Here is a 20,634-nt window from a genome sequence, read left to right as displayed (position 1 = left end):
GGAGCATGCCCGAATCCGCCGCCCGCCGCCCTTCCGGAGGCGCAGCCGCCCGCCGCGAGGCCGAGGAGTCGGCCCGCCGTGCCGTCCGGATCTGCACGTGGTTTGCGCTCGGCACCGCCGCGCTCGGCGTCCTCCTCGTCGCTCTGCCGAAGCTTCTACCGGTCGGCGGACCGTGGGTTCAGCTCGCGCTGGGCGTGATCACGCTGATCCTCGCGTTCCGCGCGAGGGCTATCGGGATGCGCGGGATCGAGGACTTCGACGGGCGCCTCTCCCTCCTCGCCGCACTCGCCGGCTTCGCCGTCATCTTCTTCGCGGGACAGGTCGCCTTCGGCGTCCTGTCCTCCCTCGGCTCCTAGCGTCCCGCCCGGGCACCCTCGCGGTGCGTGTGCGGTGCGCCCGCGGTGCGCGCTCGGCTGGCGCTGTTGTCGGTGCGCGCTCGGCTGGCGCTCTTGTCGGTGCGCGCTCGGCTGGCGCTGCTGAATCCTGCATACGCGGCAGAAAACCTCGCAGCGCAGGCAGAGATGAGCAGCGCAGGGCCAGAACAAAGCAGCGCCGACGGAAATGAGCAGCGCGAAGCGCCCATCGGGTCCCTGGATGAAGACCCGAGGCCGGACATAGGACCCATGAGACTTGAAACCTGAGCCCAGAGCTCGCGCTGCAGAAATCTGCCTACGCGGCAGAAGTTCCCGCAGCGTCACCAGAAATGAGCAGCGCAAGCCCAGAACAAAAGCAGCGTAGGCAGAAATGAGCAGCGCCAGGGACAGGCAGCGCGAACAGATCCACAAGCCGAGCAGCACGAGAACAGACCGCGCAGCACGAACAGATCGCACAGATCGGACTGACCGCACAGACCGCGGAGCGCGGCGTCGGTAGGCTGGTCCCGTGGCCTCCCCCGCAGCCGATGACTATCTGAAGACCGTGTACGCGCACACCGAGTGGCAGACCGCGCCGATCACCCCCTCGCAGCTGGCCGGCAAGCTCGGGATCGCGCCGTCGAGCGTGACCGAGATGGTCAAGAAACTCGCGGCGGCGGGACTCGTCTCCCACGTGCCATACGGAGCCGTGCGCCTCACGGCCGACGGCGAGCAGCGGGCCCTCGCGATGCTCCGCCGGCATCGCCTCATCGAGACCTGGCTCGTCCGCGACTTCGGCTATGCCTGGGACGAGGTGCACGACGAGGCGGAGGTGCTGGAGCACACGATCAGCGACCGCCTGCTGGAGGGCATCGACGAACGCCTCGGACGCCCGCGCTTCGACCCCCACGGCGACGCAATCCCGGATGCCGAGGGCAGGATCGACCGCGAGCCGTTCGTGCTGCTGGCCGATGCGCCGGTGGGACACACCGGACGGGTGCTGCGCGTGGACGACCGCGACCCGGAGCTCCTGCGCGCGCTCGAGTCCCTCGGGCTCTCGATCGGCATCGAGGCGACCGTGGTGCCCGGCGGACTGCGCTTCGGCGGATCCGACGTGCCCCTCCCCGGTGATTCCTCGTCCATCGTCTGGATGGCGGCCTGAGCCTCCGGACAAGGGCGAGGCGACCTCGACGATGGTCTCCCCGGAGCGGACTCCGAGGGATATCGTGAGCGACATGAACCTCGCACAGTGGTGGGCTGCTCTCTCCGAAGCCGATCGCGACCACCTCATCGCCCACAACGGCGAGCCCCTCGCGCCGGATCTCCGGGAGCGCGTCCTCGCCGCGGGCCGGCAGGGTCAGGACGCCCCGGCCGGCTCCGGGCTCTTCGACCCCGATGACCCCTCGACCCTCGCCGACGCGGTGGTGGACTGGGTCGAGGCCGTCGCCAACGACGAGCAGCCGGAGTAGCCGGGCTCCAGCGCCGGGCTCCAGCGCAGGACTCCTGTGCAGGGCTCCAGCGCAGGACTCCGGCGTTATACCGCCGCGCGCTCCGTCCTGGCCGCCCGACGGGCGCCCAGCTCGGCGAGCGCGGTGATCGCGGCGAGCGCGAGCACGGCCGTCCCGAGGGTCGCCGACGCATCCAGCACGGTGGCGGCGAGCCCGACGATCGCGAGGAGCACGAGCGCGGGGATCGCCCAGCGGAGCACCTGCCGGACGGGACGCCCGAACCGGACGGACACGAGGGCGTTCGTGGCGTAGAAGAGGGCGATACCGCCGCACAGGGCGATGCCCGAGGCGAACGGCAGGGGCGCCCCGGGCTCATGGATCGCCACCGCGATCGCCCCGGACACCGCCGTGATCCCGAGCACCACGAAGAAGGCGAGGAAGCCGACCGTGTCCCTGATCGCACGGAAGTCGCCGTGCTCGGCGAACTCCTCGATGCCCTGCTGCATCGCCGTGGTGCCGTAGAGGAAGAAGCCCCAGGCGAGCATCGCGACGACGGCGAGACCGAGGAGGGCGGCGAGAGCCGAGGGTGGCGACCAGTTCGCGCTGAGGGCGTTGACGCCGGAGAGCACCGATTCGCCGAGGACGATCACCACGAGAAGGCCGAAGCGCTCGGCGAGGTGCTCGGCGTTGAGCTGCGGGAGCACGCGGGCGGCCCAGGAGCGGGTGCTCCCGATCAGCAGCGCCACCTCGACGACGATCGCGCCGCCCCAGAGCACGTACCGCCACGGCTCCGGGAGCCAGACCGACACGAGCCAGAGCATCGCCGTGATCCCGTTGTAGGTGATCACCCTCACGCGGGTCGCGATCCCGCTCCGCCAGCCGTTCAGCCCCCAGAGGCCCAGCAGCAGGAGCCGGAGCCCGGCGTTCCCGACGGCGAAGAGCCAAGCGCGGTCCCCTGTCGCCTCTCCCGCGGCGACCGCGATCGCACCGACCGCGAGCATCGCCGCGAGCATGAAGAGCGAGAGCTGGCGACGCGTCAGCCAGGTGGAGACGTTGACGATGAACGTGAGGTTCACCCACGACCACCACACCGAGGCGAACAGGGCCACGAAGATCAGGAGCGACTCCACGGACGGATGCGTCTGGAGCCCGTGGGCCAGCTGCGCGACGAGCGCGACGAAGATCAGATCGAAGAACAGCTCCATCCACTGCACGCGGGACGGATCCCGATCCGTCGTCGTCAGTCTTTTCGCGCTCGCCAAGACAACCCCCCGCTGCCGATCCTCGCGCGCCGCCGGCCCATGCCCGACGACGCTGCGCCCCCGATGCGGACGACGCCTCCCCTGTGCAGCCTGCCCACTGTACCCGGGGGCCTCCGACGTTCGTGCTTGGCGTTGGCGCTTGGCGTTCGTGTTCGGCGTCCGGAGCTCGGCGTCGGGAGCTCGGCGGCGGGAGCTCGGCGGCTCAGCTCGTGCGCAGCACCCGAGGGACTGTGCCGGGGTCTGCCAGCCATTGCCGGAGGGCGAGGTTGAAGACATCCGGCCGCTGCACGTGCCAGGAATGCCCGGCGCCGGACACCTCGGCCCAGACGGCCCGCGGGAGGTGCGCGGCGAGATCGGGCGCGGAGCGGCGGGCGTGGCCGGACTCGCACGCCCCGGCGAGCACGAGCACGGGGGTCTCGACCCCGGACAGATCCGAGACGTCGGCCCCGTGCAGCACCTGCGCGCTGAGGAGCCGGTAGTCGGCGATCCGCAGCGGCGCGGTCTCGCGGAGGTGCCTGCGACGGGTCCCCGCATCCAGCTTCATCGCGTCCGTGAGGATCCGGTGCACGAGCGGCGTCGCCACGAACGGCCAGGTGAGCGCTTCGAACAGCCGCTCCGCGCGCGGGACGGCCGACGTGCTGACGCCGGTGAGCATCGCCGTCCGGATGAGGGCGGGGTGCCGGGCCAGCAGACGGATCCCGATGTCCCCGCCGAGCGAGAAGCCGACGAGGTCGACCGGACTGCCGACCTGCTCCGCGATCACGTCGGCGACCTGATCCGCGACATCATCGAATGTCGTCCACGGGATGTCGCGGCTCGCACCGTGACCGGGCAGATCGATGACGATGCAGCGCCGCTCGTGCCGGAACTCGGCGACCTGCCGATGCCAGGACACGCCGGCCCAGCCCGCGCCGTGGAGGAACACCAGCGGCACGGGCTCCGTCGGGTGCCCGCCCGGGGTGGCGTTCGGCGCGATGCTCGTGGCGCCGGGCGTGGTTGCCGGGACGGCGCCCAGTTCGGGGCCGGGCCCCGCGCCGTGCCCAGCAGTCGCCGGCGGCCGAATGTCCGTGAACGCCAGTCCGCCCAATTCCCGCCTCCGCCCGCAAAGCGCCGAGCCTACGCCCCGATTCCATGATCCGGCTGGCTGCCCCTCTCCCCGCGCATCCCCGTGTCACCCACCCCCGGACGCACTGCGCCATCCGCCGCGCCACACGCCCGCTCGCGCTGCACTTCTCGACCGCGCTGCACTTCTCGACCGCGCTGCACTTTCCGACCGCGCTGCACTTCCCTGCCCACGCTGCACAGATATCCGCAGCGCAAGCAGGGAACGACAGCGCGAACCGCCAACGGAACAGGAAAGAGCAGCGCGAGAGAGGAACAGCAGCGCAGAACGACGGCCAAGCCAAGCCGCACTGCGCTTCCCTACCGCGCTGCACTTCTCGAACACGCTGCACTTCCCTGCCCACGCTGCACAGATATCCGCAGCGCGAGCGGGGAACGACAGCGCGAACCGCCAACGGAACAGGAAAGAGCAGCGCGAGAGAGGAACAGCAGCGCAGAACGGGGCGCTTATCCGGCGCTTAGCGGGGGCGCCTAGTCTGCGCCTCATGCCCCGCGCCCGCTGTGAGACCGTCGCCTCGGTGCTGCTCCTCATCGCGGCCCTCCTCTACCTCGGACTGCCCTACGAGGCGGCGGCGGGGTTCCCGCTCGACCCGGCCCGGTCCTACCTGTCGGAGCTCGCCGCCGAGGACCAGCCGCTCAGCCTCTCGTTCCGTCTCGCGGACGGCGCGGCCGGGCTCCTCGCCGCGATCGCCGCGATCCTGCTGATCGCCACGCATCCGCGGTGGCCGGGGCGGACGGTCGCCGCGGCCGTCGCGGTCTTCGGCCTCGGGACCCTCGCCGACGTGGTCTTCCCGATGGCCTGCGCCACCTCGGCGAGCGCCGCCTGCGCCCGAGCCGATGCGGCGGGCGCCCTGGGGCTGTCGCACCAGATCCACACCGTCACCAGCGTCGTCGCGCTCACCGCCGTCGTCGTCTCCGCGATCGTGCTCGTCCTGCTGGTGTGGAGCACGCCTCCCCGTCCGTCGGCGCTCGGGGTCGTGCTCGCGATCGGGACGGTGCTCCTGATCGCCTCGACCGTCGCGATCAGTGTCATCGCCCTCGCCAGTGCGGCCGACGGCACGCTACCGGCGGGCGCAGGCTACGTCCAGCGCGTGCAGACGCTCCTCATCGCCGCATACCTGGCCGCCCTCGTCCCGGTCTCCCGGGCGATCCGACGACACCACACGCCTCAGCACCCTGCGACTCAGCCTCCTGCGGCTCAGCGCCCTGCGACTCAGCCCCCGGCAACCCCTCAGGACGCGATCTCGCACAGCACAGTCCTGCAGGACACGATCCGACGGCGCCCCGAGAGCGCGGGATGACCCGCCTGGTGGGCCTGGACCTGTTCCGGGCCATCGCCGTGTTCGGCATGCTCGTCGCGCACGTCGGCCCGGCCGCCTGGACCGCCGGCGACGGTCTCGGGACCGTGCACTGGCAGTGGGAGGTCTTCCACTCCCGGATGCCGGCGATGTTCGCCTTCGCCGCCGGCCTCTCCCTCACCCTCGGCGGCCGGTCCAGCAACGACCGCGCCACCCTCGGCGCCCGGTCCGGCGGCCGCACGACCGCAGACCCCACATCCCCGGTCGCCCCCACGCTGGTCCGAGCGGCGCTGCTCGCAGCGTGCGGCGGGCTCCTCACCGCCCTCGGCACGCCGGTCGTGGTGATCCTGGCCTCCTTCGGCCTCTGGTTCGCGCTCGTCACGCCCTTCCTCCGGCTCGGCGCGCGACCCCTGTTCCTCATCGCGGGCGCCTGGGCGGTGCTCGGCCCTCCCCTCTCCTTCGTCCTGCGCAGCACCCTGCCCGCCGCCGGCCCCTTCACCAACGCAGGCCCGGTCGCCGGCCCGGTCGCCGGCCCGATCACAGGCCCGGTCACCGACGCTGGCGAGCTGCTCTGGAGCGGACTCGTGAGCGGCGACTACCCGGCGCTGACGTGGATGCCGTTCGTGCTCGCAGGACTCGCCACGGGGCGGCTCGACCTGTCCTCCGCACGCATCAGAGTCCGGCTCGGCGCGGTCGGGGCGGGGCTCGCCACCCTCGCCTACGGCGGATCGGCGCTCTTCCTCGCCACCGGCGGCAGCGCACTGCTGCAACAGAGCATCGTCCCCGCCGACGGCCTGGACACCGCCCAGCAGTTCGCCCGGATCTTCTTCCGCGAGTCCGGCGTCACCGACACCGGATCGTGGCTGTGGCTGCTCACCCCTGCCCCGCACTCCGGCAGTTGGGCCGACGTGCTCGGCTGCCTCGGCGTCGCCGCCCTGCTCCTCGCGGTGCTGCTGCCGCTCGGCGACCGGCTCTCGACACCGACCAGTACCGGCACCGACACCGGCTCCCTCCGCGTCGCCCGCGTCCCACGCATCCCCCGCATCCTCCGGATCCCCCTGCGCGCGGTGGCCGCGAGCGGCGCGATGGTGCTGTCGGTCTACGCGGCGCACATCGTCGCGATGGCGGTCATCACGGCGGTCACCGGCCACAGCTTCCGCGGCGCGCAGAGCGTCTGGATGCTCCTCGCGTTCACAGCCGCCCTCGTGGCGTTCGCGGCCCTGTGGCTCGCGCGGTTCCGCCGCGGCCCGATCGAGGAGCTGCTGGCGCGGACGAGCGCGCTCATCGTACGAACGGGAAGGCGAGCGTCTGGCGGATCGTCCCGCCGGTGAGCGACATCACGATGCGGTCGATCCCGAGCCCGATGCCCCCGGTCGGCGGCATCCCGTACTCGAGCGCACGCAGGAAGTCCTCGTCCACCTCCATCGCCTCCGGATCGCCGAGCGCCGCCTGCAGCGACTGGGCGACGAGCCGTCGGCGCTGCTCCACGGGGTCGTTCAGCTCGGAGTAGGCGGTGCCGAGCTCCATCCCGAAGGCGACCAGGTCCCACCGCTCGGACAGCCCGTCGACCCGGCGGTGCGGCCGCGCCAGCGGCGAGGTGTCCGAGGGGAAGTCGAGGTAGAAGGTGGGGAGGGTCGTGTTCGGCTCGACGAGCTCCTCGTACAGGGCCTCGACGATCGCGCCCGCCGTGTCCGAGGGGGCCACCCGAACGCCGTACGCGCGGGCGATCTCCCCGAGCCCGTCGACACCGAGGTCCACCCCGATGTGCGTCCCGATCCGCTCCGAGAGCGCCTCGCACACCGGGATGGCGCGCCAGGGGGCGGAGACGTCGACGCGGCTGCCGTCGGGGGCGATCATCGTCGCCTCTCCCGTGACCGCGACAGCCATCCGCTTCACGAGCCCCTCCGCCAGCACCCGCATGTCGTCGTAGTCGGCGTAGGCGCGGTAGGCCTCCATCGCGGTGAACTCGGGGTTGTGCGTGGCATCGACCCCCTCGTTGCGGAAGTTGCGCCCGATCTCGAACACCCGCCCGAAACCGCCCACGACCAGCCGCTTCAGCGCGAGCTCCGGAGCGATCCGCAGGCTCAGATCGCGATCGTAGGCATTGATGTGCGTCGCGAACGGACGCGCGTTGGCGCCACCGTGCACGCGCTGGAGGATCGGCGTCTCCACCTCCAGGTACCCGTCGGCCTGCAACCCCTCGCGGAGCGCACGGACGGCCAGGGACCGGGCGCGCAGCAGCGCGGCCGCCTTGGGAGCCGTCGCCAGATGCACATGACGCAGCCGCACCTGGGCCTCCGGGTCTCGGAGTCCGGCGCGCTTGTCCGGCGGCTGCTGGAGGGACTTCGCGGCCAGCGTCCACGACGCGACGGCGATGCTGGGCTCCCCGGCACGACTGCGTCCAGGGGTCCCGGTCGCCGAGACGAGGTCGCCGAGCTGGAGCAGGCGCAGGAGGGCGAAGTCCGCCGTGTCCTCCCTCGTGGCGATGAGCTGGATCCGCGCGTGCTCCTCCACGATGTCGACGAACACGATCCCCCCGTGGTGACGGCGCGCGACGACCCGCCCCGCGACCGACCGGACGTCAAGAACGGCAGGAGCGGCGTGAACAGCGTGACCGGCAGGGGCGGCGTGGGCAGCGCCCACCGCCGCACGGAGGTCGGCGATGGTCTCCTCGACGCCGTGGGTCCGCGGCGCGTGCGGCGGGTAGAGCGCCACACCGCGCTCCGCGAGCATGGCCGCCCGCAGGGTGCGCGCGCTGCGGCACGACCCCGGCCGCGATGCCGACCCCGACGCCGCGACCGCCGCCGCCGCCGATGCCGCCTCGGACGCCGCCTCCGCCTCGAGCTCGGCGACCAGCTGGGGATAGGCGTCGGAGCGCAGCGTGACCGGCGGGCGCGCGGCGCGCGGCCAGCCCCCGATGAACTTCTCCGCCCTGGCGGCGGCGAGCACCACGGCCCCGAAGGACGTGCCACGGTCGCGCATCAGGTAGCGGCGGCGCCACTCCGGGGCGTACTTCTCGTTCGCCCGGCGGAGCGAGTCCAGCTGCCACTTGCGCGAGAGGAGCAGGAGCGCGCTCCGCTTCACGCGCAGGAGAGGACCGGCGCCGACCCGCGCACCGCGGACCAGGATGTCGCGGAACACGGCGAAGTTCAGCGAGATCCGCCGCACCCCGAACGCCTTCGCCTCGGACACCAGGGTCGCCACCAGGTGCTCGACGACGCCGTTCACCGCGTCGGGGCTGCGGCGCATCAGGTCCAGCGAGAGCCCGTCGGCGTTCCACGGCACGAACACGAGCAGGGCGACGGTCTCGCCGTCACGGCCGTGGGCCGTGGCGATGAGCGAGGAGGGATCGGCCGGGTCTCCGGTGCGCGAGAGCGCCATCGAGTATCCGCGCTCCTCATCGTCGGCACGCCAGCGATCGGCGAGGGCGGCGATCTCCCGGAGCTCCGCCTCGTCGCAGTCCCGCTGCCTGCGCAGGCGCACCGTGACGCCCGCCCGCGCCGCCCGACGCCGGACGGCGGCGATCTGCGGGCTGCGGAGGAGGAGGCGCGCCCGCGCGTCATCGACGTGCAGCACGGCCTCGTCGCCGAGGAGCAGGCCCCGCATCCCCTGCCTGGCATAGTGCTCGGCGCCCTGCTCGGTCGCCGCCAGCACGGCCGGACGCCACCCGCGGGTCCTGGCGAGGTCGAGAAAGGCGCCGGTCGCCCCGCTCCACGCCCGCTCCGGGCCGAGCGGATCGCCGCTCGCCAGCGCCACCCCGCCCACGACGCGGTAGGACACCGCCGACGTCCCGTCCGGGGAGAAGACGACCGACTTGTCCCGGCGGGTGGCGAAGTAGCCGAGGGAGTCGTCGGTGCGGCTCCCGGCGAGGATCCGCCGCACGTGCAGCTCATCGGTCGCGCTGAGCAGGCGACGGGCGCGGGCGCTGCGGAGGATCATGGTCAGCGCCGCCAACAGTGACACCGCCGCGATCGAGGTGACGAGCAGCGCCACGACCGGATGCAGCACCGCGCCCTCGCCGTGGATCATCCACCAGCTCGGATAGATCCCGATCGCCGCGGTGAACGCCCACATCCAGCTCTCCGCCCCGGCATCGGCATCGCCGGGATGGAGCCGGGCGAGGACACCGCCGACGAGGACCGCGAAGACCAGGCCGCCGACGAGGACCGCGGCGGCCTTCAGGTAGGAGACGCGCTCCAGACGCGCCGAGAACTCCCGGCGCGCGACGAGCAGCAGCGTCACCAGTGCGGCGGCGATGAGCGCCGCGACCAGATCCTCGATCGTCTCGGGTGCGGGGATCGTCCCCCCGCCGAGGACGACGTTCGCGACCGGCAGCAGGATGGTCGGCAGCTCGAACAGGACGAGGAAGATCAGTGCGCCGCGAATCCGCCGCTTCGCCGCGCTCCCGGCGATGAAGAGCAGCACGGCGTTGAAGAGGAAGGGCTGCGGGGTGAGGCCGTAGACCGCGAAGTAGGACGCGGCCCAGTACACGCCATCCGGCAGCACGGCGTCCCACAGCACACTGACGACGAGCGTGATCGCCACCACCTGCAGGATGCGGCCGGTCCACAGCGGCACCCCCGACAACAGTCGACGGGGGAGCACGCGGCCTGCGGCCTGCTCCCGCTGCCGTCTCTCGGCGGGGTGCTGCGCGATCGCTGTCGTCATCCGTCTGCTCCTCTCCTCGCCGCGCCCGCTCGACGGGCGGTCATCGCCCGCCCGGGACGGGCGTCGGCGGTGGGGACGGTCCGATCGTCCCGCGCCTTCCTAAGCGCCAGTTATGACTCCGTCCGGAAACGCCGTCCGGCCGCCGACGGCGCTCCTACGCTGACAGGACGGCCCGATGAGAGGCGCTCCGCGCGCCCGCAGGGCACGGACGAGCACCCGCGGACGAGGAGAGGAACGGCCATGGATCCCGACGCGCCCATCGACCTGCCCGCGACGATCTCGCAGGACCCGGGGACCGACCTGCTCTCGACCTACTGGCCCGCGGCGGGCGCCCTGCTGCTGGGCGCGCTGGGGGTCGTGCTCGTCGTGCGCACGGCGCGGCGACGGGACAGGACGCGACGGGGCGGGACGCGACGGGGCATGACGAGGCGACGGCGGGCCCTCCTCGCGACCGCGTGGTCGGTGCCGACCGCCGTCCTCCTCGTCGTCTCGCTGGCCCTGGGCGTGAACACCTGGGTCGGCTACTTCCCCTCCGCCAGCGCCCTCAGCCGATGGCTCGACGACAAGCTGCGGGATCCGGTGACCACCTCCCCGAAGACCGCGATCGGAAAGGACGCCGCGATCGGGACGGACCCCGCAGCCAGGCCGGGCGAGCGCGTGACCTCCTCCGACCGCGGCCACGCGTACCTCGCGGGCCTCCCCTCCACCTCCGCAGGGGTGACGGACCGCGGCGCCTGGGTCTACCTGCCCCCGGACTACGACGCCCCGGGGAACACCGCCCGCTACCCCGTGATCTACACGCTGCACGGCGCGCCGGGAAGCGCGGCCGACTGGTTCGCCGGCGGGCGCATCGACTACTACCTCGACGTACTGATCACGCAGAAGCGGATCCCGCCGGTGATCCTGGTCTCCCCCGACCTCAACTCGGGGGCGGAGCGGCTCGACGGCGAGCCGCTGGACCTGCCCGGCGGCCCCCAGCTGGAGACCTTCGTGACGAAGGACGTCGTCTCCTGGGCGGATGCGCGGCTGCGGACGATCCCCGACGCACAGCACCGCGTCGTCGCGGGGATGTCGGCCGGGGGCCTCGGCTCGCTCCTCTACGCGCTGCACAGCCCCGCGGTGTTCGGCGGCGCGATCTCGATCATGCCGTACAACGTCCCGTACACGAAGGAGATCGTCGCGGACGAGGCGGCCAGGCGGCGCAACACCCCGCTCGACGTGATCGCGGCGCGCGGGGCGGCGTCCGGTCAGCGGATCTTCTTGGGACAGGGCGACGGCGAGCCCGCCGCGGAGTCGACCCAGATCCGCGACGCCCTGCGCGCCCAGGGGGACGTCACCACCCTCCGCGTGCTGCCGGGGCTCGGGCACACCTGGACGACGGCGCGCACGGTCATGCCGTACGGGCTGGTGTGGGTCGCGCAGCAGCTGGGCTGGCAGACTCCCTGAGGACGCGGCGGGCCGTCAGGTGCGCGGGATGACGACCGTGAACCGGGTCCCCGCCGCGCTCGTGTCGACCGTCACGCGGTAGCCGGACGCGTCGGCGAGCGCGCGGACGATCGCGAGGCCGAGCCCGACGGTGGTGCGCTCGCGGGTGCCGTGCTCGGTGGTGTCCTCCACCTGCGTGAAGCGGTCGAACAGCGTCGGCAGGGCAGCCTTCGGGATCCCAGGGCCGTTGTCCGAGACCGAGAGCTCGGTGCCATCGTCCGTCTCTGTGAGGAGGACGGCCACCTCGGTGCCGGGCGGCGTGTGGTGCCCCGCGTTCGCGATGAGGTTCAGCAGCATCTGCCGGATGGCGTCCTCGTCGCCGATCACCTCGGCGGCGTCCGCGCGGAGGCCGAGGCGCCAGACATGGTCCGGATGGGCGAACCGGGCGTCGGCGACCGCCTCGACCACGAGGCGCGACAGCTCCACCTCCTCGTGCCGCACCTGAGGATCGGCGTCGAGCTTCGCCAGCAGCAGCAGGTCGTCCACGAGACCGCTCATCCTCCGCGCCTCCGCGCCGATCCGGCCCAGCGCGCCCGCAGTCTCGGCGGCGTCCGCGCCGGGCTGCGCATAGAAGTCCGCATAGCCGCGGATCGAGGCCAGCGGGTTGCGCAGCTCATGGCTCGCCTCGGCGATGAACCGGCGCATCGACTCCTCGGTGCGATGGCGGGTGTTCAGGGAGGACTCGACGTGGTCGAGCAGGCGGTTGAGCGTCTCGGCGACCCGGTCGGCCTCGGAGCCGGCGTGGCGCGCATCGCGCGGGACCCGGCCCTGCCGCGCGACCTCGCCGGAGTCCAGCGGCGTCTGCGCGACGCGGTCGGCGACGGCGGCGACGCGTTCGAGCGGACGCAGCGCGCTCTGCACGATCCGGTGCCCGACGAGCACCGCGAGCAGGGCGACCCCGACGCCGAGCGCGCCCATCCAGAAGCCGTAGACGCCGACCACGGCGTCGGCCTCGTTGAGCCCGACGCCGCTGATCAGCAGGACGGGGGACGCCCCCTCCGTCTCGATCGTCATCGACGAGATCACGAACTCCCCGATGCTCTCGAACACGACCGTCTCCCGGCCCTTCGGATCCTCCGCCGCGGCACGGAGAAGCGCGACCTCGTCGGCGGTGAGCGGGCGGATGTCGTAGTCCCGGCTCAGGTAGGTGGAGGTGATGCCCCCGTCCGCTCCGACCACCACGGAGAACGCGTCCGGGGACAGCGTGGGCCCGTACTCCGCGCCGTAGACGGGCACCCGTCCGTCGGCATCCAGCGCATCCATGAGCTGCGTCGCGGTGTTCTCAGCCGAGAGGTACAGCGCGGTCTCGGCCTGCGCGACGAGGTTCTGCCGCAGGATCGCGATCGATACGGCGGCGAACACGGCCAGCGCCGCCAGCAGCAGGCCGGAGACGATCAGCAGCAGCCGGCTGCGGAGGGTGCGGGGCCGGAGCCCCTCCCGCAGCGCGGCACGCTCGCGGAGCCTCATCACCGGGTCCTCATCACCGGGGCCGCACCTCCCGGACGACGGCCGCCCGCAGCACGTAGCCGACGCGGCGGATCGTGTGGATCATCGGGTCGCGCCCTCGATCGATCTTCTTGCGCAGGTAGGAGACGTAGAGCTCGACGATGTTGGACTCGCGCCCGAAGTCGTAGTTCCACACCCGGTCCAGGATCTGGTCCTTGCTCAGCACCCGGTCGGCGTTCAGCATCAGGAACCGCAGCAGCGCGAACTCCGTCGCGGTGAGGACGATGTCCTCGCCCGCGCGGCTCACCCGGTGGCTGTCCTCGTTGAGCTCCAGATCCCCGACCTCCAGGAGCGGGGTCGGCGCGCCCGCCGCGAGCATGGGGCTGCGGCGGAGGAGACCCCGCAGCCGCACCACGACCTCCTCGATGCTGAAGGGCTTGGCGACGTAGTCGTCCCCGCCCGCGGAGATGCCGGTGATGCGACCGGCCACGGTGCCGTTCGCGGTGAGGAACAGCACCATCGTGTCCGGCAGGTCGGCCCGGATCGTGCGCAGCACCTGGATCCCGTCGATGTCGGGGAGGACGATGTCCAGCACGATGAGGTGCGGGCGCAGCCCCAGGGCGGCGTCGATCGCGGCCTGCCCGGTGGCCGCCGTCTCGACCGCCCAGCCCTGACGGGTAAGCACCGCGGCGAGCAGGTGACGCAGGTTCGGCTCGTCATCGACGATCAGCACCCTGATCGGGCTCTCGCCCCGCACCGTGCCCTCGCCCATGACTCCACTGTGCCCGGCGTTCCTGTGCGCAGGATAAGCGCGGCGCGTGCCAGGCTGGAGGCATGGAAGACCGCTACATCGAGGTCGACGGCGCCCGCCTCGCCTGGTCGGTGGCTGGATCGGGGACCGGGTCGGCAACCGGGCCGGCGACTGGGTCGGGGCCGCTCGTGATCGTCGCCCACGGACTGACCATGAGCCGCGCCAGAGAGCGCGAGCAGGGGCTCACCCCCTGGGACGACCTCGCCGGCTCCGGGTTCCGGGTGGTCGCCTACGACGCCCGCGGGCACGGGCACTCCTCCGGCCGCGCCGTCCCGGAGGACTATCGCTGGTCCTCGCTTGCCGGGGACCTCCTCGCGCTCGCGGACCTGCTCTCGCCGGACGAGCCGGTGCACGCGATCGGCACATCGATGGGGACGGGGACGATCCTGCACGCGCTGACCCGTCGTCCTGAGCGGTTCCGGTCGGTCGCGCTGGCAGCGCCTCCCACCGCCTGGGAGACCAGGGCGCCGCAGCAGCGGGTGTACGCGGCGGCAGCCGCCGACGCGGAGACGAAGACGCCCGCCGAGCTCGCCGTCATCGCGGCCGCGGCCCCTCTGCCGCCGATCTTCGCGGAGGAGGGGGCCGTTCCGCCGCTGCCCGACATCGATCATGCGCTCCTCCCCTCCGTCCTCCGCGGCGCGGGCACGAGCGACCTCCCCGACCCGACCGAGGTGGCGCGGATCCGCGTGCCCGCTCTCCTCCTCGCCTGGGCGACCGATCCGGGCCACCCCGTGTCGACCACCGAGCGCCTCGCGGAGCTGCTGCCCGACGCGCAGGCCGTCGTCGCCGAGGACGTCGCGGCGATCCGCACCTGGCCCGCGCGGGCGGCGGCGTTCTTCACGGCGCATCCCTGAGAAGCCCTCACCCGCCCGACAGCCGTCGCCTCTAGGCTGTGGTCATGGCCGAACGTACCGAGATCGAATGCTGGCTCACCGACATGGACGGTGTGCTGGTCCACGAGAACGACGCCCTGCCCGGCGCCGCGGATCTCCTCGCCGGCTGGGAGCGCGACGGCATCCCCTATCTGGTGCTCACGAACAACTCGATCTTCACGGCGCGCGACCTCAGCGCCCGCCTCCGCGCGAGCGGTCTCGTCGTGCCGGAGGAGCGGATCTGGACCTCGGCGCTCGCGACGGCCGACTTCCTCCGCCAGCAGCAGCCCGGCGGCTCCGCCTTCGTCATCGGCGAGGCGGGCATCCTCACCGCCCTCCACGAGGCCGGATTCATCATGACCGAGACCGACCCGGACTTCGTGGTCGTCGGCGAGACGCGCAACTACTCGTTCGAGGCGATCACCAAGGCCATCCGGCTCATCGCCGGCGGCTCGCGGTTCATCGTCACCAATCCCGACGCGACCGGCCCCAGCGCCGACGGCCCGCTGCCGGCCACCGGCGCGATCGCCGCCCTCATCACGAAGGCGACCGGCCGCGAGCCCTACGTCGTCGGCAAGCCGAACCCGATGATGTTCCGCTCGGCGCTGAACAAGATCGGCGCGCATTCCGAGAAGACCGGCATGATCGGCGACCGCATGGACACCGACATCGTCGCCGGCATCGAGGCGGGGCTCCACACGGTCCTCGTGATGACCGGCATCAGCGACCGCGCGGAGCTGAAGAAGTACCCGTTCCGCCCCGACGAGGTGGTCGGCGGAGTGATCGACCTCCTGCCGCGCCATGGGTTCGACGGCCCGGATACGGGGTCCGACGCGGGCGCGGGGTCCGACGCGGGCGTCTCGGGCGTCTCGGCGGACTGAGATGGGCGCCCTCGACGACGGCGAGCGGATCGCTGCGCCCGACGCCGCGTTCTGGCGCGCCTGGCTGGAGGAGAACCACGCCCGTTCCGCGGGCGCCTGGCTCCTGCGCGCACGCCCCGGAGCCGACGGCGTCTTCGTCGACTACGAGGACGCGGTCCGGCACGCCCTGTGCTTCGGGTGGGTCGACGGTCCGACCCGCACGTTCGACGAGAGCGTCGGCGGACTGTGGTTCGCCCCGCGCCGTGCGTCCAGCGGGTGGGCGGCGACGAACAAGGCCCGCGTCGCGGAGCTGGAGGCCGCAGGCCTCCTCGCCCCGGCCGGGATCCGCGTGATCGAGGCGGCCAAGGCGAACGGCGCCTGGACGGTGCTGGACGGCCCGGAGGCCGGGATCGAGCCGGACGACCTCGCCGCCGCCCTCGACGCGGTCCCCGCCGCCCGCGCGGCCTGGGACGGCTTCCCATCCTCGGCGAGGAAGCTCGGGCTCACGAACATCGCGATGGCCAAGCGTCCCGAGACGCGGGCGAAGCGCATCGCGGGCATCGTCGCCGAGGCGGCAGAAGGGCGCAGACCATGAACCAGAGCACCGTGCTGCTGTGGGTGATGCTCCTGATCGGGGTCACGACGCTCACCGTGTGGATCGTGCAGTTCGTCCGTTCCCGCCGTGGTTCCGGCGAGCAGCGGGGCTGGTGGGAAGGCCCCTGGGACGAGGACGACCCCCGCCGCTGACCCCCGGTCCGGCGCCCTGTCTTCGTCCCCGACCCTGCTCCTGCCCCCGGTCCTGCCTCTGTCCCCGGGCCCGTGTCCCACTCCTGCGGGTGTATGTCCCACTTCTGGTCGTTCCGCCACCCCGGAGCAACCAAAAGTGGGACACACCGGGATCAGGAGACCGAGATCGGGAGACCAGGATCGGGAGATACCCGCCAGAACACACCAAAATCGGGACACACTCAATTCGGAACACCGGGATCGGGACACACCGCGTCGGCGCCGCTGACCCCGGCCACCACGGACCACTCCGTGTCCCACTTCTGCCGGCCCGTGTCCCACTTCTGGTCGTTCCACCACCCCTGGGCAACCAAATTCGGGACATGGTCATGTCGACGGCAATCCACCCACCACCCTGCCTGTCTGCCTGTCTGCCTGTCTGCCTGTCTGCCTGTCTGTCTGCCCGGCCGCGTCCCACTCCTGCGGGTGCATGTCCCACTTCTGGTCGTTCCTTCGCCCCTGAACAACCAAAAGTGGGACATGGTCATGTCGACGGCAATCCACCCACCACCCTGTCCGCCTGCCTGCCTGCCGGGCCGTGTCCCACTTCTGCGGGTACATGTCCCACTTCTGGTCATTCCTTCGCCCATGAACAACCAAAATCGGGACACACCGCGTCGACGCCGCTGGCCCCAGCCACCACAGGCCGCTCCATGTCCCGTTTCTGCCGGCCCGTGTCCCACTTCTGCGGGTGCATGTCCCACTTCTGGTCGCTCATTCGCCCATGAACAACCAAAATCGGGACACACAGGGACCGGGACACACAGGGATCCGGACACGCTCGCCCGGACACACCCCGCCGGGACCTGCCCGGACGAGGAATCAGCGCAGGACGAGTGCCGCCGCCCCGATCAGGGGGCCCTCGTCGCCGAGGCCGGAGCGGACCACGCGGGTCCGCCGGGAGTAGTCGTGCACGGCAGTGGCGGTGAGCGCCTCCTGAACGAGCTCGACGTAGTCGTCGGCGACGCGCGAGAAGCCGCCGCCGATCGCGACGACCTCGAGGTCCACGAGGGTCGACGCGTCCGCGAGCGCCTCGCCCACGGCCCGTGCCGAGCGCTCGATCGCCGCTCTGGCGATGCGGTCGCCGGCCGCGGCGTCGCGCGCGAGGTCCTCCCCGCGCTCCCCCGACCAGCCCTGCGTGCGCGCCCAGGCGACGCTGGCGGGGCCGGATGCCACCTGTTCCAGCGTCAGGGCGCCGTCGGCGTGCACCTGACCGAGGTGCCCGGCGTTGCCACTCGCGCCCGGAAGGTACCGGCCGTCCACGACGAACCCGCCGCCGACGCCCGTGGACACCACGATCGAGAGGGAGGTATGGGCGCCCTGCGTCGCGCCGAGCCAGGACTCGGCGAGCGCGAGGCATCCGCCGTCGTGCGCGAGGACGGTCGAGATCGAAGCGCCGGCCGCGACCGCACCGTCGGCGACGGCGGCGCGAAGGTCGAACCCCCGCGCGTGGGGCATGTTGACCGGGTGGATCAGGCCGCGCTCACGATCGATCGGACCGGCGCTGCCGACTCCCGCACCGACGAGCACGGCGTCGCCGTCCCGCGCGGCGAGCGCGTGGGCCACGACCTCGGCGACGGCGAGGCGCAGGGACTCCGGCGTCGCATCCGGACCGGTCGGGCGACGGCTGCGCGACGAGGGGACGACCCGGCCGTCCGCTGCGACGAGCGCCGCTTCGAGCTTGGTGCCGCCGACATCGACGGCGAGGGCGAGCCCTGTCTGCGGGTGCCCCGGAGCGGCGGCATCGGTCATCGGACGGTCTCCTCGGCCTCGACGCGGACGGATGCACGACCCCGGTACGTCTGCACGACCAGATCGTCGATCTGATCGTGCAGGTGTGCCCCGGTCGTGCCGGTGATCGGGCTCATGGAACCAATCGGGCTCACGGAACCAATCCGGCTCACGGTCACTGCGGATCGAGCCCGAGGTCGTCGAGGTCGATCGCGGCCCGCCACTCCAGCCCCTCGGCCTCGATGGCGGCCTGCGCGCCCGTCTTCCGGTCCACGATCACCGCGACGGCGACGACGTCCGCGCCCTCACGACGCAGCGCCTCGACGGCCTTCAGCGCGGACTGCCCGGTGGTGGAGGTGTCCTCCAGCACGACGACACGGCGACCGGCGACATCGGCGCCCTCGATCTGACGACCGCGGCCGTGGTCCTTCGGCTCCTTACGCACGACGAACGCATCGAGCGGACGGTCGGTCCCGACCGAGGCGTGCATGACGGCGTTCGCGATCGGATCCGCTCCGAGCGTGAGGCCGCCGACCGCGACGATGTCGAGATCGCCCACCAGGTCGAGCATGATCCGCCCGATCGCCGGAGCCGCGCGGTGGTCGAGCGTCAGACGGCGCATGTCGACGTAGTAGGTGGCCTTCTTGCCGCTGGAGAGCGTGAAGTCCCCGTGGAACACCGCCTCGTCCATGATCAGCGCGATGAGCGCCTGGCGGTCTGCGTCGAGTTCGGGGGTGCTGAGCGTCACGCAGCCAGTCTAGGACGCAGCTCCGACACGATCGAGATCGCGCGGCAGGCATCCTCCGGTCACGATCTCGGACACTCTGCCGGGCAGGAGCGGAGCGAGAGGGACGAACCGAGCCGACGTCCCTGCAGGGCTGGCCAGACACGATCCCTGATGCGAGGATGACGGCATCCCGTTCCGTCCTGTCCCGTCCGAGGAGGCCGTCGTGCTCGATGTCGATCCCTATGCCGCGCTTGCGCGTCTGCGCCCGTTCGCCCCGCTGGCGCTGACGAGCGCCGACCTCACCGACGGCGGTCCGCTCCCGGTCACGGCCTGGTCGTCGTCCCGGGGCGGAGCCGACCGCTCCCCCGCCCTGTCCTGGGGCGAGCCGCCGGAGGGGACGAAGAGCTTCGCCGTCTCCTGCCTCGACCCGGACGCGCCGACCGGATCGGGCTACTGGCACTGGGCGGTGTGCGACATCCCCGCCGATGTCCGCTCCCTCGCCGCGGGCGCGGGCGACGGCGAGCCCGGATCGCTCCCCGCCCCTGCCCTGACCCTGCCCAACGAGGCTCGCCTCCCGCGATTCGTGGGGGCGGCGCCGCCTGCCGGCACCGGGGCGCACCGCTACATCTTCGTCGTCGACGCGCTGGACGTGGAGTCCCTCGGGCTGTCCGGCGACGAGACCCCGGCGATCCTCGGCTTCAACCGGCACTTCCACACGCTGGCCCGCGGCGTCCTCACCGGCACCGCCGACCCGTCCGACCGCTGACCGCTTGCCCGTCTGATCGCTGACCTGCCCGACCGCTGACCCGTCCGACCGGTGACTCGTCCGGCCGCTAACTCGTCTGATCGCTGACCCGCTGCTCATCCCGGCCTGCGCTGCTCATCCCTGATCTGCGCTGCTCTTTCCTGCCGATGCGCTGCGCTTTCCTGCGGACGCGGCGCTTCTTCTCGCCGCGTCCGCAGGATTCGACAGCGCGGACGGAAGGAACGGTACAGAGGCCGCAGATCGAGCAGAGGGAACAGGCGGTGCAGAGGCCGCAGGCGGTGCAGAGGGAACAGACGGAACAGACCGAGCAGACGGGCTCCGCGGGAGGGAGAGCGCGGTGGAACGCGCATCCACCTCCGCGTACACGGCCCGCCAGACCCCGAGGAACGCCTCGTCGTCGATCGCCCCGGAGCGTCACGCATCCGCCGCGCCCTCGATCGCCCCCGCCAAGGCCTCGAACCGGTTCAGCTCCGCGAGGTCGCGATCCTGCGGCCGGGCCGCGAAACAGCACGTCGCGAGCGCCATCGTGCGACGGCGGACGGGCGCCGCCCTGACCGCGAGGAAAACGCCAGCGGGGATCGTGGCGAGCGCCATGAGCACCGCCGCCCCCTCCGGAGACCATCCAAGGCCCGAGAGGATCGCCCACCCCAGCACGCCTCCCATGACCGCGATCGGCGCATATCGATGCGCGAGGTCCGCCGCGAACCTCTGCTCGTCCGTCGCGCCGGGCGGATAGACGACGAGGCGCGAGGACACCGTGCCATACCGTCCGGCCGTCCGTGAGACGTAGCCCCACCGCGGAAGAGGACCGGCCGACGCGTGCGCTCGCCGCGAGGACACACCGCCGGATCGCTGATCGATTGCCATAGGAGCACTCTGCGCCCGAGCGCATGAGCACGGCACCGTCTCTCACGGAACGCATGCGCCGAAGGCCCGGTACGGACCGGAAGCTCACGGATTCCCTGCGAACCGGTCCTCGATTCCCGCCTGCTGCGCCTT

19 protein-coding genes are annotated in these 20,634 nt (G+C 72.3%); 11 read left to right on the top strand and 8 right to left on the bottom strand.

The genetic code is table 11. From position 1 onward, the window contains the following. Positions 1 to 5: 5 nt before the first annotated feature. The 3 genes from J2Y69_RS08320 (at position 6) to J2Y69_RS08310 (ending at position 1,822) form a co-directional block, all read left to right on the top strand. Positions 6 to 356, top strand: a complete 351-nt coding sequence (locus J2Y69_RS08320) for a hypothetical protein (protein WP_310019488.1) — start codon at positions 6 to 8, stop codon at positions 354 to 356. A gap of 526 nt (positions 357 to 882) precedes the next feature. Beyond that, positions 883 to 1,515: a metal-dependent transcriptional regulator gene (locus tag J2Y69_RS08315; protein WP_310019485.1), complete on the top strand. Its 633-nt coding sequence runs from the start codon at positions 883 to 885 to the stop codon at positions 1,513 to 1,515. Positions 1,516 to 1,588: 73 nt separating this feature from the next. Next, positions 1,589 to 1,822, top strand: coding sequence for a hypothetical protein (locus J2Y69_RS08310; RefSeq protein ID WP_310019482.1), 234 nt, complete (start codon positions 1,589 to 1,591; stop codon positions 1,820 to 1,822). Positions 1,823 to 1,887: 65 nt separating this feature from the next. On the opposite strand, the gene J2Y69_RS08305 is transcribed toward J2Y69_RS08310, so the two are convergent. Together J2Y69_RS08305 and J2Y69_RS08300 are read right to left on the bottom strand one after the other, a co-directional pair. Further along, positions 1,888 to 3,063: a low temperature requirement protein A gene (locus tag J2Y69_RS08305; RefSeq protein WP_310019480.1), complete on the bottom strand. Its 1,176-nt coding sequence runs from the start codon at positions 3,061 to 3,063 to the stop codon at positions 1,888 to 1,890. 202 nt (positions 3,064 to 3,265) lie between these two features. After that, entirely contained in the window at positions 3,266 to 4,150 is an 885-nt protein-coding gene (locus J2Y69_RS08300) for an alpha/beta fold hydrolase (protein WP_310019477.1), read from the bottom strand. Positions 4,151 to 4,670: 520 nt separating this feature from the next. Here J2Y69_RS08300 and J2Y69_RS08295 point away from each other — a divergent pair. Further along, positions 4,671 to 5,486: a DUF998 domain-containing protein gene (locus J2Y69_RS08295; protein ID WP_310019475.1), complete on the top strand. Its 816-nt coding sequence runs from the start codon at positions 4,671 to 4,673 to the stop codon at positions 5,484 to 5,486. After that, complete coding sequence (locus J2Y69_RS08290) at positions 5,483 to 6,814, top strand: heparan-alpha-glucosaminide N-acetyltransferase domain-containing protein (RefSeq protein WP_310019473.1); 1,332 nt, start codon at positions 5,483 to 5,485, stop codon at positions 6,812 to 6,814. Before J2Y69_RS08295 ends, J2Y69_RS08290 begins: the two co-directional genes overlap by 4 nt. Here J2Y69_RS08290 and lysX read toward each other — a convergent pair. Then, positions 6,765 to 10,151 carry a bifunctional lysylphosphatidylglycerol synthetase/lysine--tRNA ligase LysX gene (gene lysX, locus J2Y69_RS08285; protein WP_310019471.1) on the bottom strand — a complete coding sequence of 1,129 codons (3,387 nt, stop codon included), beginning with the start codon at positions 10,149 to 10,151 and terminating at the stop codon, positions 6,765 to 6,767. The genes J2Y69_RS08290 and lysX overlap by 50 nt on opposite strands. A gap of 240 nt (positions 10,152 to 10,391) precedes the next feature. On the opposite strand from lysX, the gene J2Y69_RS08280 reads away from it, so the two are divergent. Beyond that, positions 10,392 to 11,597 carry an alpha/beta hydrolase gene (locus J2Y69_RS08280; RefSeq protein WP_310019469.1) on the top strand — a complete coding sequence of 402 codons (1,206 nt, stop codon included), beginning with the start codon at positions 10,392 to 10,394 and terminating at the stop codon, positions 11,595 to 11,597. Positions 11,598 to 11,612: 15 nt separating this feature from the next. Here the strand turns inward: J2Y69_RS08280 and J2Y69_RS08275 are convergent, their stop codons facing one another. Together J2Y69_RS08275 and J2Y69_RS08270 are read right to left on the bottom strand one after the other, a co-directional pair. After that, positions 11,613 to 13,103: a sensor histidine kinase gene (locus J2Y69_RS08275; RefSeq protein ID WP_310019467.1), complete on the bottom strand. Its 1,491-nt coding sequence runs from the start codon at positions 13,101 to 13,103 to the stop codon at positions 11,613 to 11,615. A 13-nt stretch (positions 13,104 to 13,116) separates the two neighbouring features. Further along, positions 13,117 to 13,854, bottom strand: coding sequence for a response regulator transcription factor (locus J2Y69_RS08270; RefSeq protein WP_310019465.1), 738 nt, complete (start codon positions 13,852 to 13,854; stop codon positions 13,117 to 13,119). 62 nt (positions 13,855 to 13,916) lie between these two features. On the opposite strand from J2Y69_RS08270, the gene J2Y69_RS08265 reads away from it, so the two are divergent. From J2Y69_RS08265 to J2Y69_RS08250, 4 genes are read left to right on the top strand one after another with little or no spacing between them, the layout of a single operon-like run. Continuing rightward, positions 13,917 to 14,747 (top strand): alpha/beta fold hydrolase, encoded by an 831-nt coding sequence (locus J2Y69_RS08265; protein ID WP_310019463.1) that lies wholly within the window; start codon positions 13,917 to 13,919, stop codon positions 14,745 to 14,747. A 44-nt stretch (positions 14,748 to 14,791) separates the two neighbouring features. Further along, positions 14,792 to 15,646 (top strand): HAD-IIA family hydrolase, encoded by an 855-nt coding sequence (locus J2Y69_RS08260; RefSeq protein WP_310019461.1) that lies wholly within the window; start codon positions 14,792 to 14,794, stop codon positions 15,644 to 15,646. 1 nt (position 15,647) lies between these two features. Continuing rightward, complete coding sequence (locus J2Y69_RS08255; RefSeq protein WP_310019459.1) at positions 15,648 to 16,220, top strand: YdeI/OmpD-associated family protein; 573 nt, start codon at positions 15,648 to 15,650, stop codon at positions 16,218 to 16,220. Beyond that, positions 16,217 to 16,372, top strand: coding sequence for a hypothetical protein (locus J2Y69_RS08250; RefSeq protein WP_310019457.1), 156 nt, complete (start codon positions 16,217 to 16,219; stop codon positions 16,370 to 16,372). Before J2Y69_RS08255 ends, J2Y69_RS08250 begins: the two co-directional genes overlap by 4 nt. A gap of 861 nt (positions 16,373 to 17,233) precedes the next feature. On the opposite strand, the gene J2Y69_RS08245 is transcribed toward J2Y69_RS08250, so the two are convergent. After that, a complete protein-coding gene (locus tag J2Y69_RS08245) occupies positions 17,234 to 18,163 on the bottom strand; it encodes an ROK family protein (RefSeq protein WP_310019455.1) in 930 nt (309 codons plus the stop codon). A 154-nt stretch (positions 18,164 to 18,317) separates the two neighbouring features. Then, the gene (pyrE, locus tag J2Y69_RS08240; protein WP_310019723.1) at positions 18,318 to 18,833 is read right to left on the bottom strand and encodes an orotate phosphoribosyltransferase; all 516 of its coding nucleotides are present in this window, start codon (positions 18,831 to 18,833) and stop codon (positions 18,318 to 18,320) included. 259 nt (positions 18,834 to 19,092) lie between these two features. Here pyrE and J2Y69_RS08235 point away from each other — a divergent pair, with 259 nt between their 5' ends. Beyond that, positions 19,093 to 19,635: a YbhB/YbcL family Raf kinase inhibitor-like protein gene (locus J2Y69_RS08235; protein ID WP_310019453.1), complete on the top strand. Its 543-nt coding sequence runs from the start codon at positions 19,093 to 19,095 to the stop codon at positions 19,633 to 19,635. A 414-nt stretch (positions 19,636 to 20,049) separates the two neighbouring features. Here J2Y69_RS08235 and J2Y69_RS08230 read toward each other — a convergent pair whose 3' ends face one another. After that, positions 20,050 to 20,502 carry a DUF6611 family protein gene (locus J2Y69_RS08230; RefSeq protein WP_310019451.1) on the bottom strand — a complete coding sequence of 151 codons (453 nt, stop codon included), beginning with the start codon at positions 20,500 to 20,502 and terminating at the stop codon, positions 20,050 to 20,052. Positions 20,503 to 20,634: the final 132 nt, after the last annotated feature.

Source organism: Microbacterium resistens (genome assembly GCF_031456305.1).
GTDB lineage: Bacteria > Actinomycetota > Actinomycetes > Actinomycetales > Microbacteriaceae > Microbacterium > Microbacterium resistens_A.
Note: the sequence above shows the minus strand (reverse complement) of the source record. Positions and strands in the feature narration are given on the sequence as shown.